General features: G+C 57.0%; 17 protein-coding genes. 5 read left to right on the plus strand and 12 right to left on the minus strand.

Going from position 1 to position 15074, the window contains the following annotated elements:
* Positions 1-33 precede the first annotated feature (33 nt).
* Positions 34-486, minus strand: a complete 453-nt coding sequence (locus H7849_RS22450) for a M67 family metallopeptidase (protein WP_186742698.1) — start codon at positions 484-486, stop codon at positions 34-36.
* Entirely contained in the window at positions 479-1435 is a 957-nt protein-coding gene (locus tag H7849_RS22455) for a PLP-dependent cysteine synthase family protein (protein WP_186742700.1), read from the minus strand. Before H7849_RS22455 ends, H7849_RS22450 begins: the two co-directional genes overlap by 8 nt.
* Before the next feature lie 95 nt (positions 1436-1530).
* Here H7849_RS22455 and H7849_RS22460 point away from each other — a divergent pair, with 95 nt between their 5' ends.
* Together H7849_RS22460 and H7849_RS22465 are read left to right on the plus strand one after the other, a co-directional pair.
* Entirely contained in the window at positions 1531-1986 is a 456-nt protein-coding gene (locus tag H7849_RS22460; protein WP_186742702.1) for a hypothetical protein, read from the plus strand.
* A gap of 9 nt (positions 1987-1995) precedes the next feature.
* Positions 1996-2634 (plus strand): hypothetical protein, encoded by a 639-nt coding sequence (locus H7849_RS22465; RefSeq protein WP_186742704.1) that lies wholly within the window; start codon positions 1996-1998, stop codon positions 2632-2634.
* Here H7849_RS22465 and rsmI read toward each other — a convergent pair.
* A complete protein-coding gene (gene rsmI, locus H7849_RS22470; protein ID WP_251106417.1) occupies positions 2631-3539 on the minus strand; it encodes a 16S rRNA (cytidine(1402)-2'-O)-methyltransferase in 909 nt (302 codons plus the stop codon). The genes H7849_RS22465 and rsmI overlap by 4 nt on opposite strands.
* Entirely contained in the window at positions 3536-4675 is a 1140-nt protein-coding gene (locus H7849_RS22475) for a CBS domain-containing protein (RefSeq protein WP_186742706.1), read from the minus strand. The genes rsmI and H7849_RS22475 overlap by 4 nt, the downstream gene beginning before the upstream one ends.
* 133 nt (positions 4676-4808) lie before the next feature.
* On the opposite strand from H7849_RS22475, the gene rsmD reads away from it, so the two are divergent.
* Complete coding sequence (gene rsmD / locus H7849_RS22480) at positions 4809-5372, plus strand: 16S rRNA (guanine(966)-N(2))-methyltransferase RsmD (protein WP_186742708.1); 564 nt, start codon at positions 4809-4811, stop codon at positions 5370-5372.
* On the opposite strand, the gene H7849_RS22485 is transcribed toward rsmD, so the two are convergent.
* From H7849_RS22485 to thiL, 4 genes are all read right to left on the minus strand, one after another.
* Positions 5362-5949, minus strand: a complete 588-nt coding sequence (locus H7849_RS22485) for a hypothetical protein (protein WP_186742710.1) — start codon at positions 5947-5949, stop codon at positions 5362-5364. The two genes, rsmD and H7849_RS22485, sit on opposite strands and share 11 nt — an antisense overlap.
* Before the next feature lies 1 nt (position 5950).
* A complete protein-coding gene (locus H7849_RS22490) occupies positions 5951-6445 on the minus strand; it encodes a phosphatase domain-containing putative toxin (RefSeq protein ID WP_186742712.1) in 495 nt (164 codons plus the stop codon).
* A gap of 2 nt (positions 6446-6447) precedes the next feature.
* Positions 6448-7944: a glutamate--tRNA ligase gene (gltX, locus tag H7849_RS22495; protein WP_251106418.1), complete on the minus strand. Its 1497-nt coding sequence runs from the start codon at positions 7942-7944 to the stop codon at positions 6448-6450.
* Positions 7945-8020: 76 nt separating this feature from the next.
* Positions 8021-9088, minus strand: a complete 1068-nt coding sequence (gene thiL / locus H7849_RS22500) for a thiamine-phosphate kinase (protein ID WP_186742716.1) — start codon at positions 9086-9088, stop codon at positions 8021-8023.
* 261 nt (positions 9089-9349) lie between these two features.
* Here thiL and H7849_RS22505 point away from each other — a divergent pair, with 261 nt between their 5' ends.
* Positions 9350-10321, plus strand: a complete 972-nt coding sequence (locus H7849_RS22505) for a M23 family metallopeptidase (protein WP_186742718.1) — start codon at positions 9350-9352, stop codon at positions 10319-10321.
* Between the two features lie 66 nt (positions 10322-10387).
* On the opposite strand, the gene H7849_RS22510 is transcribed toward H7849_RS22505, so the two are convergent.
* The 3 genes from H7849_RS22510 to H7849_RS22520 all read right to left on the minus strand — a co-directional run bounded on the left by H7849_RS22510 (position 10388) and on the right by H7849_RS22520 (position 13269).
* Positions 10388-10765 carry a cupin domain-containing protein gene (locus H7849_RS22510; RefSeq protein WP_251106419.1) on the minus strand — a complete coding sequence of 126 codons (378 nt, stop codon included), beginning with the start codon at positions 10763-10765 and terminating at the stop codon, positions 10388-10390.
* A 70-nt stretch (positions 10766-10835) separates the two neighbouring features.
* A complete protein-coding gene (locus tag H7849_RS22515; protein ID WP_186742719.1) occupies positions 10836-12161 on the minus strand; it encodes a PQQ-dependent sugar dehydrogenase in 1326 nt (441 codons plus the stop codon).
* Between the two features lie 100 nt (positions 12162-12261).
* The gene (locus tag H7849_RS22520) at positions 12262-13269 is read right to left on the minus strand and encodes a hypothetical protein (RefSeq protein WP_349627436.1); all 1008 of its coding nucleotides are present in this window, start codon (positions 13267-13269) and stop codon (positions 12262-12264) included.
* 116 nt (positions 13270-13385) lie between these two features.
* Here H7849_RS22520 and H7849_RS22525 point away from each other — a divergent pair, with 116 nt between their 5' ends.
* Positions 13386-14522 carry a serine/threonine protein kinase gene (locus tag H7849_RS22525; protein ID WP_186742720.1) on the plus strand — a complete coding sequence of 379 codons (1137 nt, stop codon included), beginning with the start codon at positions 13386-13388 and terminating at the stop codon, positions 14520-14522.
* Here the strand turns inward: H7849_RS22525 and H7849_RS22530 are convergent.
* Positions 14519-15058, minus strand: a complete 540-nt coding sequence (locus H7849_RS22530) for a DUF2199 domain-containing protein (RefSeq protein WP_186742721.1) — start codon at positions 15056-15058, stop codon at positions 14519-14521. The genes H7849_RS22525 and H7849_RS22530 overlap by 4 nt on opposite strands.
* Positions 15059-15074 lie beyond the last annotated feature (16 nt).

A 15074-nucleotide genomic window follows, 5' to 3' on the forward strand; every position in this document is an offset into this window, starting at 1 on the left:
ACGCCCACCGGGCAAGAGGCGGCAAGCCGGCGATCAACATCGCCCGGCTACCAGTTCCTCAACCTGGATCGTTTCGTCCTCAAAGGATTTGTCGTCTTCACTCGTTCCCGTCAACCGGAACGAGTTTGTCTGTTGCGCTGCGCCTTTTTCGACCGCGGTGATGACATAGGAGCAGCCGAGCCAGTGCGCTTCGGCGAAATCGGTCATCGACCACTGCGCCGGATGGTCCGGGTGCGAGTGGTAAAAGCCGACAATGTCCAGCCCCCGCTCGCGTCCCTGCCGCTGGATGCGAATGAGTTCCTGCGGCGCGATGTGATAGCGGTTGTGAGCCGAATCGGTCCGGGTGTTGCTCGCGCGCAATGCATCTTCAACGACATTCATGCCGTCATGGGAGCGGCCCAGCAGCACACCGCAACACTCATGCGGATAGGTCTCTTCCCCATGTTTCCGCATTGCGTTGTAGATGGATTCGCTGAGCTTAAGCATCGGCCTGTTCTTCCTCCCAGAAGCGTTCGCTTAAATACTTGTCCGCCGAATCGGGCAAAATGGTCACGATCACGGCTTCACGTCCTGCCGCGGCTTCTTCCTCAGCCACGCGCAGTGATGCTGCAACTGCTGCTCCAGAGGAAACGCCGACGAGCAGCCCCTCCGTCCGCGCAAGGCGCTTAGCCATACGATACGCGGCTTCGGTCTCAATCTCTACATCGCGGTCAGCAAGGGACGGATCGTAGATCGGCGGTACGATGGCGGTCGCCATATGTTTCAGACCTTCGAGGCCGTTGAAAGGCGAGTCCGGCTGCATGGAGATGCACTGGATTTCAGGGTTCAATTCTTTCAGACGGCGCGTGGTTCCTACAAATGTGCCGCTGGTGCCAAGTCCGGCGATGAAGTGGGTCAACTGGCCTGAAGTCTGCTTCCAGATTTCATTGGCGGTGCCGTTGTAATGTGCCTGCCAGTTGGCATTGTTGCCATACTGGTCGGCGTAGTAATACTTTTCGGGATCAGCCGCCGCCAACGCGCGAGCTTTACGAATTGCTCCATCTGAGCCGTCGTTTGGGTCAGTCCAGACCACATTTGCGCCGTAGGCGCTGAGAATGCGCTTGCGCTCGGGAGAGACATTTGCCGGTACGCAAAGTGTGACCGGAAAGCCCATGGCCGCTCCCAGCATGGCGTAAGCGATGCCAGTGTTGCCGCTGGTGGCATCAAGCAGATGCTGGCCTCTGCCCAGCTTGCCCTGTTTCATAGCGGCAGTCACGATGGAACAGGCGGCGCGATCCTTTACTGACCCGCCGGGATTCGCCCACTCGGCCTTGGCCAAAAGCTGCACTCCAGGCAAATTGGTCGCTAGTTGCTCCAGACGCAGCAAGGGCGTATTCCCGATGCGCTCCAGAAGCGTCGAGCCCAATGACTGGACCTGGGGTGAATGTGTTGCCATACGTAAATCCGTTGCAGCCAGCCACGCAAATGTGCGACAGTGAAAGCAAACGGCAGCTTAAGTCTAAGTGTAGCCTCTGCCGTGCCTTTACCGCTATGCCCAAAAAAACTAAGCAACTTACGCTAGACGAAATGGTAAGCAGCCTCCGCAGCTCACAATTTGATGTGCAACAGGTCGCCGGAGTCGCAGGCCAATATCGCGTACAGAAGCACGGCTGTGCGGCAGTAATTGCGCGCGCAAGTGACGGAAATGGCGTGGCTTTTGTTACGCGCCCAGGATTTGTGCTGGGCGGAGAGATTGCCCACCTGCTCGATCGTGGGTTCCAGAAATTCTTGAAAACAAGGCGTTTAGAGATTACAGCAACCGCAGATCACTTAAGAGCTATCCATCGATTCAGTGCAGAGTTGAAGGAAGTCGTCGGGTCACCCAGCCTCTATAACGAGTCGATTGGGACGACCAGCGATGATTACTTTTACGACCGCCTCAAGGGACGGGATAAGAATCCTATCCCGCGTTCACCTACTCCATGGGATAGGGCAGGCTCCCACTAGGACTTGGCAATGATTCAGCGAGCTCTGACTGTGGCTGCAGTTGCAATTCTTGCTGGATCCCTGTCAGCTCGGCCACAAGGAGACTCTGCGGTCCATTTGACTGCGCGCCAGCAGGATGTGTACGCGATCTACTCCATGCTGATGCCGGGTGCGGTTTTGACGAATCTGGGATCAAGTCAGAATCAGCGTTGGGCCATCGCAGATACTACCGTCAACGATCAGGATCTTAACCCCGCGCTCGCGCCAGAGGCCGCTCTTAAGGCGCCGAATGACCACCCGCAGCGCTTCCACGATGCCGTTTTAGACTACGAACAGCGACGCGGCCAGCGCCAGACGGTTCTCCACGCGTTTCATCTCGACCGGTCTTATGCACTCCTCACGCCTGAGGATATTCAGGAATTTCGCGCAGCGCGCACAGCCGCAGCTCCGGACAGTGCCAGCCAACAGAAATACAGCGGCTACCCCGGCATCAACTACTTCAGCGATGTGTATTTCAATCCGCACCGAAATGCGGCTCTTGTTTACCAATTGGCGTGGTGCGGCAACTTCTGCAGCCAGGGCGAGTGGGTCTACCTGGAAAAGCACGACGGACATTGGGTACGGCGGTCGGGACAGGCTGCGATCGCCTCTGGAGCGAAGCCTTTCTAGCGCTTGGCCCGTTCTCGCTGCAGTTCGCGATAGACATCGCTCTTTGAGAGTCCACGCTCACGGGCGATACGTTTCAAAGCATCTTTCTCATCGAGATTCTCCGCTTGCTGCAGCTCCGCGATACGCTCAGCGATGCCATCACTCAGTGCACTCTCTTTCGAGATCGCACGAGCTTCCACCAGAAGCGTAATTTCTCCGCGAATGCGGTCACGTTGGCGTAAATTGGTTGTGACTTCTGTGACGCTGCCGCGCAGGAACTCCTCGTGCAGTTTGGTTAGCTCGCGGGAGACGACTACGCGACACTGAGCTCCCCACACGGCCTGCACGTCGCTGAGCGTTTCCAGAATGCGATGAGGTGCTTCGTAGAAGACGATGGTGGTGCGATCCGTTGTGCTTGACGCGATGTCTTCCAGAGCAGAGCGGCGCGCTCCCGCCTTTGCCGGCAGAAAGCCGGCGTACAGGAAACGATCGGTGTTGAGTCCGGACGCGACCAGCGCGCTGAGCGCAGCATTTGCGCCTGGAATAGGATGCACGGCAATGCCTGCTTCAATGGCCGCAACAGCTAGATGCATGCCAGGATCGGAGATTCCCGGCATGCCCGCGTCGGAAACAATCGCGATGCGCGCGCCCTTATGCATGGCAGCCAGAAATTCCGGAATCCGCTCGGCTTCGTTGTGCTCGTGGCAGCTGACCGTGGGCGTGGTGACGCCGAAGTGATTCAGAAGCTTTTGTGTCTGGCGAGTGTCTTCGCAGGCAATACGATCCACCGAGCGCAGCACGCGGATGGCGCGCAGTGTGATGTCCCCAAGATTGCCAATCGGTGTTCCGACCAGATAAAGGCCGGGTGCGAGAGGCCGGTTGGATTGTTCCTCGACGCTTGCGTCGCTGTCGTCTTCCGGCATCATTCGTTCACGCGTTTGAGCCGCCGATGCTCCGCCAGCATACCCATGCTGTGCATCAGGTTCTGCAATGTCACAATGCCGATGATCTTGTCGCCTTCTGTTACGGGAACGAGGGACATGCGTCCACCAGCCATGCGGCGAATCATGGAACCGAGCGAGTCATTCGGCTGCGCGACCTGGAAGGTGCGTGACATGACGGATTGGACATAGCCGTTGCCATCGCTACGCAGTGCTTCGAGGATCCCCTGACGCGAGACGATGCCGACTAAATTCGCGCCGCGCACAACCGGGAACTCATCTTGCAGGCTATGGATGGCCTTGTAGAGCGCATCTTCGAGTGTGTCATGCGGCGCGAGGGTGGAGAAGTCGGTCAGCATCACATCGCGCATCGTTACGGTGTCGACCACAGACTGGAACATCAGGCCCTGATCTTCCAGTTGCCCGCCAACGAAGATGAAGAAGCCACCCATGATGAGCCATGGGCTGAGGCTGGTCCCTAATCCAGAATTGGGTATGAACAGCAATGCAATGCCGCCGAGTACGGCGATGAGGCCGAGGATCTGGCCAAGTCCGGATGCAGCACGGGTGGCCTGTGCCGCACCTCGCGTGCGAGTAAAGCCGCCGCGCAGCATGCGTCCGGCATCGAGCGGATAGGCGGGGATGAAATTCAGAATGCCGAGAATCACGTTGAGCCAGACGGCGGAGCGCATGAGATGTGTTGGAGTGACCCACGGTTTGGCAAAGATAGCGACCTGCGGCGCGGCCCCAGCGATTAACGTGCCTACGGCAATGGCAAAGCTGAAATTCGCCAGGGGGCCTACGATGGCCATCGATGCCTGCACGCTGCCTTCACCGGCACGCTCTGCGCTGTCTGGGTTTGCATAGGAAAAGAGGCCGCCGATAGGCAGGAGCAAGATGCTGCGCAACTGTACGCCGTGGTATGCGGCGACGATGACGCGCGCAATTTCGCGAACGACAACAGCGAGCAACAGAATAAGCCACAGCATGATCGCCCGCCATGACTGGACATTGACGAGGTTCGTCGAGAGCAAGCAGAGGCCCAGCAGCAGCAGAAAGAAAGTGTGGATGCGTAGATCCACGCCCATCCAGCGACCCAGGGGAAATGACCAGCCGCGCATTGACGTTCGTCCTCGTTCCTTAAAAAGCCTACTTCAGTCATTGTATGCTGGCGCACTGTGTATGGATTTGCACTGGAATTCGTGTGCTCAGGGCTGCAAGTCGTGGGCTCAGGGCTGCGCTAGTATCGAAGGAATGCGCGTGATTGCTGGAAAGTTTCGCTCGCGTGCGCTCACAGCCCCGCGCGGGCTCGATACCCGGCCGACGAGCGACCGATTGCGCGAGACGCTCTTCAATGTGCTGGCTCCGCGTATTGAGGGCGCCACGTTTCTTGATCTCTATGCCGGATCGGGTGCAAACGGAATTGAGGCGCTGAGTCGCGGCGCAAAGAGCGTTGTGTTTGTCGAGAAGGCTGTGACTGCGGTTGCTGCGATTCGCTCGAATCTGCAGGCTTTAGGAATTCGCGAAAGCTGGCAGCTGGAAACGCGCAGTGCCCTGACTTCAGTGAAGCGTCTCAGGGAGGAAGGTCAACATTTCGATATTGTGTTTCTTGATCCTCCGTACAAGGCTTCTGACGAATATGCTTTGGTCTTCGGCTTGTTGGGTGGCGAGTGTGCCTCAATCATCGCAGATGGCGCTATTGTGATCGCAGAACACCATCGCAAACAGGCGCTTGTGGACAAGTATGGAAACCTGCAGCATTATCGACTGTTGGAACAGGGAGATGCGGCGTTGAGTTTTTATTCTGTTAGGAATTAGGCACGCCGCCGGTGTGTTCTCCGGTTTTCAAGTCGATGGCGAAGGCTACATCTCTATCTGTCAGCAAATCCCATCCAAGACCGCAAAGAGTGTCACCAACGATGTCGGTGATTTCGATGCCTTCCCAGGATAAGCGCTCTGATTGCCAGGCCATTCCGTCTCGACCCCACGCGAGGATGGAATGGTGACCGACGAAGAGCAGCAATTGCTGATCGGGAAGCGGCCGCACGTAGAGGACCGGTCGATATGGAATCATGCTCCATTGTTGCGGCTGAAGCGTGTCGATCATGTACGCGTACCCGCCTGAGGCTGCGCAGACCCAGTCAGGGTCGGGACAACTCCAAACGCCAGTCGGCGCTGTCGGATTGGCGAAGCCGAGAGCGCAGGTTGCTAGGAACGCATCTCCTTCGGATGGCTTGATCAGAAGTTCCAATGCTCCGCGCTCGACTTCTTCCACCTGCTGCGGATAGACGAATTGCCGCGCGGGGGCAATCAGCGGGCGCTTTTCGAGAATCTCGATCGTCCAGTTGTGTGGAAAGGCGAGGTCGAGGATCGGCTTGAGAGTCTGGGTTGGCATATCAGCTCTGTGAGCACGCAGTGAATTGGAGGATCCAGCGCTTTTGAGCTTCTGTGTCAGGGACAGTGCAACCGCGCGCCTTTTCGATCACGCGTAACGCATCAACCGCGTTCCAGCCTAGTTCGATCATGACCGAGGCTGTGATGACTGTTGATCGTCCGATGCAACCTTGGCAGTGCGCTCCGACATGCTTTCCAGCGCGGATCGCGTCAGTGAGATCGGAAATCAGCTTGCAGAACTTCGCCATGTTTTGCGGAGTAGCGCGATCGGGAATGGGGAACGAGACGAATTCCAAACCAGCGTTGTGTGCAAATTCGGCCTCTTGCTCCAGTCCGAGGTAGACAGCTTCGTCGGGTTCGAGCAATGAAACGAGGATGTCGATACCAGACGATTTCACCGCCAACATCTCATCCGGGAGCCAGTCTTCGCCGCGTGGACGGGCGACGATGGCGAGGCGTGGGCTCTCGTCGTGCTGAATCCAATAAATATTTCTCATGGCTATGCCACAAACTGCTGGACCCGCTCGCGGACGCTGGGGATATGTGTAGCAAGTGCCAAGCTGCTGCCTTCTTCAAAGATCGGAATCAGCTTGTCAAATTCCGGACCGGAATGTGCACCCGTGAGCACAATGCGCACTGGGTGGAACAGGTCTTTGCCCTTGGCTCCGGTTTCAGTCTTAATCTCGTTCATCCAGTTCTTGAATTGTTCTGGTGTGAGCGCTCCCTCATGCTGAGAAACGCGTGCCGCAAAGGCCGCGAGGACTTTCTGCGCTATTTCAGTTTGCAGAATCGTCGCGTTCTCGGCATCCGCACGCGCAGGCGATGCATCGAAGCGGAAGACAAACTGCGCCTTTTCCGGCAATTGCTTCAGGCGATCGACCGAGGGCAGAAGGAGCGCGACGAGTTTGCCAAACCACTTCACAGTCTGTGCATCGGCAGTTCTCTGAGGCGGCAATAGCCCGGCCTTTTCAAAGTAGGGCCATGCCAATTCGAGAATCCGTGCCGGATCGGCCAGCTTTATGTAATGCCGATTGAGCCAGTGCAGCTTGTCGAAATCGAAGATTGCCGGCGATGCAGTCACGCGCTCCAGTTCAAATTCTTTAATCAGTTGCTCCGGTGTGAAGGTCTCGGTGGTGCCGTCTTTAGCGCCCCAGCCCAGCAGTGCGAGGTAATTTACCAGTGCCTCGGGCAGAATGCCCATCTCGCGGAAGCTGGCAATCGACGTGGCGCCATGGCGTTTTGACAGGCGCTCGCGGTCGCTGCCGAGGATTGTCGACAAGTGCGCGAACTGCGGCACTGGCCAGCCGAAAGCCTCGTAAATCGCAACCTGCTTGGGCGTGTTTGAGATGTGGTCATCGCCGCGGATGACGTGCGTGATCTCCATGAGCGCGTCATCGACTGCGACGACGTAGTTGTAGACAGGCACGCCGCTTGACCGCACGAGGATCGGATCGCTGACGGTATCGCTTGCGAACTCGACATCGCCGCGAACCATGTCATGGAAACGCAGAGGCTTGTCTGGAATACGGAGGCGCACGGCGAACTGCTCTCCTGCTGCGACGCGTGCGTCCGAATCGGCTGGGGGGACCGCGCGGCATTTGCCGGAGTAAACCTGCGGGCGATGCTCGGCGACGGCGCGCAAGCGCTCGGCCTCAAGCTCATCAGAAGTGCAGAAGCAGCGATAGGCTTTGCCCTCGTTGAGCAATTGATCGGTGTGTTCGCGATAAATATCGAGTCGCTCCGATTGGCGATAGGGCGCGTGCGGGCCGCCGATCCTTGGGCCCTCGTCCCATTCGAGGCCAAGCCAGTGGAGGTCTTCGATTAGCTGGGTCTCGTGCTCCTCTTTGCTGCGTTCAACGTCCGTGTCTTCGATGCGAAGGATGTATTTTCCGCCCGCGTGTCGGGCAACCAGCCAGTTGTACAACGCCGTGCGGGCATTCCCTACATGCAGCAGCCCTGTCGGCGAAGGCGCGAAGCGAACGCGCGTCTTGTTCATATGCATAGCTATTCAAAATGCTATCAATAAATGCGCGAGGCACCGGACTGACTATTTGCGGGACGACGTCGGTAATTTATCCAAAGTGCTCCCAACCGCCAGCATGGAGCGGCACTGCTTTGCCATTTGGCCTGATCATTTCCATGAGCGGTTTTCCTTTGCGACGTGCCTTCATGCGCCCGATGGAGCGAACTGGCACGCCAGCGATTCTTGCTGGCACCTTCGTTCTGGAGGAGGCAGTAAAGAGGAGCTCATAGTCCTCGCCACCGTGGAGGGCAAAGTGCAAGGCTGACGGAATCCAGCCATCTTTCTCCGCTTTTTGTGCCAGCGGGTGGACGGGGATCGCGGCTGCATCAACTTGTACCGCTATTCCGGACTCCTCGCACAGATGGGCAAGATCGGTGGAGAGGCCATCGCTTATGTCAATTGCGGCGGTCGCGGTGCGCTGAGCAAGAAGCCTTCGCCCGACGGCAAGACGTGGTTCTGGGTAGAGATGCGGGTGTTCCGGTGCAGACTTTTTAAGTTTGCTGAAGGCTTCAGGATTCCGTCCCAGGGCCAGAAGCTCAGCCTCGGCCCCGCCGAGAGCGCCGGTCACGTAGAGGATGTCACCGGCCTTCGCGCTGGAGCGTAAAAGGGCGCGGCCCTGGGCCACTGATCCTACAAGGACAATGTCTGCTGACACCATGCCGGTTTGCCTGGAGCCCACTTCATCGAAAAGCGGGGACTGCGCTGTGTCGCCACCAGCGAGCGGCACCTTGTGCCGGCTGGCGAGGGCCAAGATCCCGTTCAAGAAACGGTCTAGCCAGCTTGATCCCCGCTCCGCAACTGTTAGCTCTGCCGGGACGGCGATAGAGAGGAATGCTGCCATCGGGTCTGCTCCCATGGCGGCCAGATCGCTCAGGCCGCGCGCCAAGCATCGATGGCCAGCGGATTCGGCTGGATGCCAGTCGCGCCGGAAGTGGACCTGCTCGAGGGAAAAGTCTGTAGTAACAACAACTTCGCTTCCCGGCGCCGGCCGTAGAATGGCACAATCGTCGCCGATACCGAGGCGTACCGACCGTGTGCGCCCTGCTGTGCGCCGCCTGATCGCCGCGATCAGCGCCTTTTCTCCAGCTGGTTCTCTGGGCGTTCGCCTTGCAGACACGCTGTACAGAATACCCCTTGCTGTTACGATTCGGCACACCCGGCACTATGACTTGTGCAGCTTAACTGGCCCGTTGGAATGTTACCAGCGATATCCCGGGGTTCTTGAAATGCATCGAACTTGATTGACCCTTATCCGTCAAGCTGATAGGGTCATCAAAGAATACCCGAAAACCTGCTCCCGGCTACGTTCCGAGATTCGTTACGCGTAATTGGCCTAAGTTGTGAGTTCCAGACGGGTAAGACTTATTGGGCGAGAATTTTGCGTAAACGTTACTACATTATTTTTGTTGCTCGCGAAGAAGATGGTCGGCTCAGGAAGATTCCGGTTCCTCTCCATTACGCCTATATCTTTGTAGCGGCTGCAATTGTAGGGGCCTTTACGATTACCGGAATGGCGGGTTCCTATTCGCGCATGCTGCTGAAGACCGCCAGTTTCAATCAGGTCCGCTCGCAGCATGAAGCCCTCCGCAAAGACTATGCGCAGCTTGAGCAGGTGGCCCATGAGAAAGAAGTGCAGGCTGCTTCGCTAGGATCGCTGGCAAACGAAGTGAGTGCTCTGTACGGTCTGCGCCAGAACAAGCTGACCGCCGCAAAGTCAAGGATCACGGCTACGGCTCCCGTACTTTCTGACGGCCCCGACAACTTCAGCCAGCAGGCCTATTCACAATCCTTCGATCAATTGAATGCTTTGCGCCGGACAGCGCTTTCAGGGCAGGTTTATCAGTCGTTTGGTCTCGGTACACGTCATCCTTTCGGTAGCCTGGACGACGCCCTGAATCTCGCGAATGCGCCTTCACTGTGGCCTGTGGTAGGGCCGGTGACCAGCTCGTTTGGAGAGCGGGAAGATCCATTCAACGGAGAAGGCGCTTTCCACGCCGGGGTCGACATCTCTTCTACTTTTGGTGAGGCGGTTCGCGCAACTGCAGACGGCACCGTGGAGATGGCGGACCGGGCTTCCGGTTATGGGCGGGAGATCGTCATCGACCACGGTTTCGGGATCAAGACTGTCTATGGACATCTTTCCGGCTTTGCCGTGACCGAGGGCCAGCAGGTGACGCGCGGGCAGGTGATTGGATATGTTGGCACCAGCGGCCGCAGCACAGGTCCGCACCTTCATTATGAAGTTCGTGTTCGCAATACGCCGGTGAATCCGCACAAATATCTGCGAGATACCATGCAACAGCTTGCCAGCACCGGCAGCTCAATGTCTGCGGGCGGCGGCGCAAACTAGGAACAGACAATCGGAGATGACAAGGCCGCCAATGTTGGCGGCCTTTCAATTGCGTCCGAGACAGGCTTAATTGCCGGTTGGAACGATGCCGGCGTTTTCCACCATCAGCATGACAGTTCGCTTCGGTGCGCGTGTCCGATGCAGGATTCCCTTTGGCACTACGAAGGCCTGTCTTGGCTGAAGACTAATCGTGCGATATTCCAGGTCGATGAACAATTCGCCTTCTACGACATAGAAGAATTCATCATCGTCGTCATGCTTGTGCCAGTGATATTCGCCTTCCACTACGCCGAGACGGACAACGGACCCGTTCACCTGGCAAAGGGTTTGATTGAACCATTTGTGCGTGCAGGTTGTTGAGAGCGCTTTTTCGTCGATCAGTTCGAGAGGCTCATGAAGAATGTTGAGCCGGGTTTCATAAGGAAAGTCTTCAGCCGTAGACACGATGTGCTCCTCCCTTCACTATTCTGCTGCGACGCAGGATGGAAGGGAAGAGCACGGGAGAGAGTTGAGATTACCTGGAACCGTAAGTGACGTGCCAGATCGATCCCGAGCCATCATCGGTCACGAAGAGCGATCCATCATGGGCGACAGTTACTCCTACCGGACGCCCCCACACATGACCATCCGCAGTTGTGAAGCCTGTCAGAAAGTCTTCATATTCGCCCGTTGCTTTGCCATCGTGCATCGGTACGCGGATGACTTCGTAGCCGGCTCTGTTGGCCTTATTCCAGGAGCCATGCTCTGCGGCGAACGCGTCGCCCTTGTACTCGGCAGGAAACTGCGAGCCTTCATAGAAGTTCATTTCAAGGGAGGCAAAGTGAGGTTGCAGCAGAACGTCCGGCGTGATGACCTTTGTCTTCAACTCCGGATGTGTGCCTTGAAGTCGCGGATCCTGGTTCTGTCCCATGTACCACCACGGCCAGCCATAAAAGCCATCTTCTTCGATGTGGGTGACATAGTCAGGGACAAGATTGTCGCCCAGCATGTCGCGCTCATTGGTCGAGCACCATAGCTGCCCTGTGGTCGGGTTAATGGCCTCACCTACACAATTGCGAATGCCATACGCGTAGATCTTGATGAATTTTCCTTCGGGCGTGAACTCCAGTACATCAGCTCTGTGAAATTCTTCCGGATGCGTATCCGGGTCATCGACGTTCGAGTGCGATCCAACGGAGACGAACATCTTTGTGCCGTCCTTCGAGAAGACGATGTCGCGTGTCCAGTGACCGCCTCCGCGCAGGCGCCCGCCGCCGGGGAGATCGGCGAGTTTTTCTGCGGACCCGCGTGCTTTCAGGTCGCCGTTCTTGTAGGGGAAACGTACGACTGAGTCGGTGTTCCCGATATAAACCCATTTTGGGTCTGGTCCGGATGGATAAAAGGCAATGCCGAAGGGTTGACTGAGGCCGTCGGCAAATTTCTCCATCTGCTTCGGTTTGCCGCTCGCGCCTACTCCCCGGAAAACCATAATCTCATTGCTGGAACTCATGGCCACAAAAAGATCGCCGTTGGGAGCAGTGCGAATCAGCCTCGGCTGGTTCAAACCATCTGCGTAGAGCGATACTTTGAATCCTGCCGGAGCCTGCGGCCATGCGCCATCGGGACGCTTGACCATATCCGCGCCATTATCAACCCCTTTCGTGGCGTAGGGTTGAGGAAGATCAGCTACCGTTATCTTGCGGCGGACGCCCGGTTTCTCCTGTGTGTAATCAGTGAACGCTGTCTTTCCCGTGATGACAGAAGGCGGCGGCGGGCCGTCGGCATACAGAGCGGGAACCGACAATGCAATAGCAACATACGTCGCCGCAACCGCAGCAACGCTCAGGGATTGTCTCCTCATACTTCCAGATCCTCCAGGGTCGGTTAGGGGTTCAGCAGGCGTGCGGGAGCGAGCTTGAGTGGTCTAACCACTCTAGTTTTGACTATATCGTAGTCGCCAATTATTTGCTGCCACCGGCAGGCGCCAGCGGAGCCTGCATTTTTCCCGGCGGCGTGACAAGTCGTTCCAGCAATTGCGGGGTTACGGTGGCGTGCAGTACCGCGCGATCCCTATGATGCTCAATCTGAATGCTATCGAGCAACGGTCTCAGTTCTGCATCGGTTATGCCGGGAGCGGCCGCCTCCGCATTGCGTGCAAAATTCAGCAGCATCCTGAGCGAATCGGCTGACGAAGCGGCCGCCTCCTCGGTTGGAGCGATTTCCTCGATGCGCAATCGCAAAGATCCAGTCCACCGAAGCGAGGCAATGAACGTGGAATCGAAGGTGATTGGCAGTTTGAGGCCGAAAATGCTCACATTCCCGCTATCTCCAAAGGGAAGACCGATCTGTCCGATACCCCAGGCGAGTGAGAGCAGCGGCACCTCTTCATAGTGATCGGTTAGGAGGCTGGAACCGGCAAACGGCAGCGCCGCAGTGCGGTATCGATCGAGTATGGAGTGGATTTGCTCCGAAGTTGGCGTGTTGCTCACTGCAACCATGTCATAGCCAGGCAGCGTGACACGCACGGTGCGTCCATCGCTGGGGATGCTGTAAATGATGTGTCCAGCGTAGTTTTCTCGTGAAGTCGACAGACCTTCGAGGTAATGGGTGAGCCTTCGCCCGTCAAAGTGGCCAACGAAGACCTCCGAGAAGGCGACAAGGCCATTGGGCCCCGCTGGATCAGGCATGCGATGCAGCGCGAAGGCGGCTTCATCCAGATCGCGCTCGAACTGAATGCCTGTGGCATCGATGAAGCTCTGGTAATCAGGATCATGCGTCACCGGATGTTGATCAAAGTGTGTGACGGTTCGTATCGGGCGGAGGTTCAGATATACGATGCCGTCAGACTCCGGCAGCAGTCGCGCGGCCTCCGGCGGGGCTTTCATGCGCAGGTAGAAGGCAACTAGCAATAGCAGGAGAATGACCACAACCACACCGATCGTGATCCTCGTGCGCCTGCGAATTCTCAAGATCTCTCCTTGGTGACCATTCCATCATCTCATTCGGTGCGCTGGCAAAGCATCAGGGAGTTGTTCTTAGTAATTGCTGGCGGTTGGCTGCTTCAAGCAGAATGATTGCAGGGCCTATGGCATTTGAAATTGGACAACGGGTAGGGGACTACGAAGTGGTCAGCGCGCTGGGGTCTGGCGGTCTTGGCGAGGTTTACGAAGTACGCCACACCATCTCACAGCGCTGCGAAGCCATGAAGATTCTACTTCCTGGCCAGATTGCAACTCCGGAACTAGCGGAGCGTTTTCGACGTGAGATTCAGCTGCTGGGAGCGCTGAACCATCCACACATCGCTGCGCTGCACAATGCGTTTTATTCTGACGGTCAACTCATCATGATCATGGAACTGGTCAATGGGGAAACCCTGCGAGCCAGAAGCATGCGGATGCGCATGCCCGTGCCTGAAGTCATACGGTATGCGCGGCAAATACTTTCGGCGCTCGATTATGCGCATGGCCGGGGCGTAGTTCATCGGGACATCAAGCCTTCGAACATCATGATCACGAGTGAAAACGAGATAAAGCTTGTCGATTTCGGGATTGCAATCGGCGCGCACTCAGCCGAACTGACTGCGCCGGGCTTCATGCTCGGATCGGTAAACTATATGTCGCCCGAGCAGATCGCCGGCGACAAGGCTACGCTGCGGTCGGATATCTATTCTGTGGGGGTAACGCTCTACGAGATTCTGACTGGATGGCTTCCCGTCAAGGGCAGCAACAATCTTGAGATCATGCGTTCGCATCTGAACGACCGCCCCACCGCGCCCATACATTTGAATCCCCGCCTTCCGGTAGAACTTTCGAATGTTCTTCTGAAGGCTTTGGAGAAGACGCCGGAAGGGAGATTCGCCAGTGCTCTGAGCTTTCTCGCAGCGCTTGATCTTATTCCTGCTGCCGCAATGCGGGAAGCCTTCTCGGTTGAGACCACGGCGCTGCATATTCCCAGCGGAGCACCGGTTGGGGCCGTGCAACCTGTGGAGCAACGCGCGAGCGGCACTTCATCGCAGCAACAAAAGAGTGCAAGCCAGATTGCCGCATTTCCGCTCGATGACATCAGTAGGAAACTGGCGGTTTACATCGGCCCGATTGCAACCGTTGTGGTGCGCAAGCTGGCTCCGAAGTGCACAAACCTGAACCAGCTTTATCAGGAGGCGGCATCGCACATCCCCTCAGAAAAAGACAGGCAGAAATTCCTACAATCGAAGCACAACTAGGGAGTGCTGGCTGCTGCTGATCGGGGGTGCAGGATCATCTCTGCGATCTCCTCGACTCGTTCGAGCGTGATGCCGCTGCGCTGCTCGATCCCGAGTGGGTGGTCTGGATCGGAGACGGTGAAATGCGGCCGCCATCCTATCGGCTGCGTGTGTACGTTCACTTCAAGATTGATCGTGTTGCCGAATGGGAACAACTCGGTGTTTAGCCAGCCAGGGAAAGCAGGCTCCATCTCGCGCCCCTGCGTGTTCCACAAACCGTTTGCTCGGATAAAGTTCTTAGGGCTGATCTCAGCCCATACTCCCCAAACAAATAATTCGTTGGTCCCGATCACAGGCACAACAATGCGTCCACGCAAATAAAAATCCCGGCTGTCAATGACACACTGATCGGGTGTGATGACTACCCGTTTTTCTAATTCGTCGGGTGGAATCGCGGTCACGGCAACCGGAGCCTTGACACTGTAACTCAACGGCAGAACATCATGCCGCTCTCCGCAGACCCGGCACGCAAAGCCGCTTTTGAGTTCACTGCCCATGGTTCGATTTTTTCAC

Source organism: Alloacidobacterium dinghuense, assembly GCF_014274465.1.
GTDB classification, from domain to species: Bacteria; Acidobacteriota; Terriglobia; order Terriglobales; family Acidobacteriaceae; genus Alloacidobacterium; species Alloacidobacterium dinghuense.

Bases quoted from the DNA above. Each gene is read 5' to 3' on its own strand.
- H7849_RS22460 (WP_186742702.1), top strand. From the start codon at position 1,531: ATGCCCAAAAAAACTAAGCAACTTACGCTAGACGAAATGGTAAGCAGC.
- H7849_RS22515 (WP_186742719.1), bottom strand. From the start codon at position 12,161: ATGAGGAGACAATCCCTGAGCGTTGCTGCGGTTGCGGCGACGTATGTT.
- H7849_RS22475 (WP_186742706.1), bottom strand. From the start codon at position 4,675: ATGCGCGGCTGGTCATTTCCCCTGGGTCGCTGGATGGGCGTGGATCTA.
- H7849_RS22455 (WP_186742700.1), bottom strand. From the start codon at position 1,435: ATGGCAACACATTCACCCCAGGTCCAGTCATTGGGCTCGACGCTTCTG.
- H7849_RS22490 (WP_186742712.1), bottom strand. From the start codon at position 6,445: ATGAGAAATATTTATTGGATTCAGCACGACGAGAGCCCACGCCTCGCC.
- gltX (WP_251106418.1), bottom strand. From the start codon at position 7,944: ATGAACAAGACGCGCGTTCGCTTCGCGCCTTCGCCGACAGGGCTGCTG.
- H7849_RS22485 (WP_186742710.1), bottom strand. From the start codon at position 5,949: ATGCCAACCCAGACTCTCAAGCCGATCCTCGACCTCGCCTTTCCACAC.
- H7849_RS22450 (WP_186742698.1), bottom strand. From the start codon at position 486: ATGCTTAAGCTCAGCGAATCCATCTACAACGCAATGCGGAAACATGGG.
- H7849_RS22525 (WP_186742720.1), top strand. From the start codon at position 13,386: ATGGCATTTGAAATTGGACAACGGGTAGGGGACTACGAAGTGGTCAGC.
- rsmI (WP_251106417.1), bottom strand. From the start codon at position 3,539: ATGATGCCGGAAGACGACAGCGACGCAAGCGTCGAGGAACAATCCAAC.
- H7849_RS22465 (WP_186742704.1), top strand. From the start codon at position 1,996: ATGATTCAGCGAGCTCTGACTGTGGCTGCAGTTGCAATTCTTGCTGGA.
- H7849_RS22530 (WP_186742721.1), bottom strand. From the start codon at position 15,058: ATGGGCAGTGAACTCAAAAGCGGCTTTGCGTGCCGGGTCTGCGGAGAG.
- rsmD (WP_186742708.1), top strand. From the start codon at position 4,809: ATGCGCGTGATTGCTGGAAAGTTTCGCTCGCGTGCGCTCACAGCCCCG.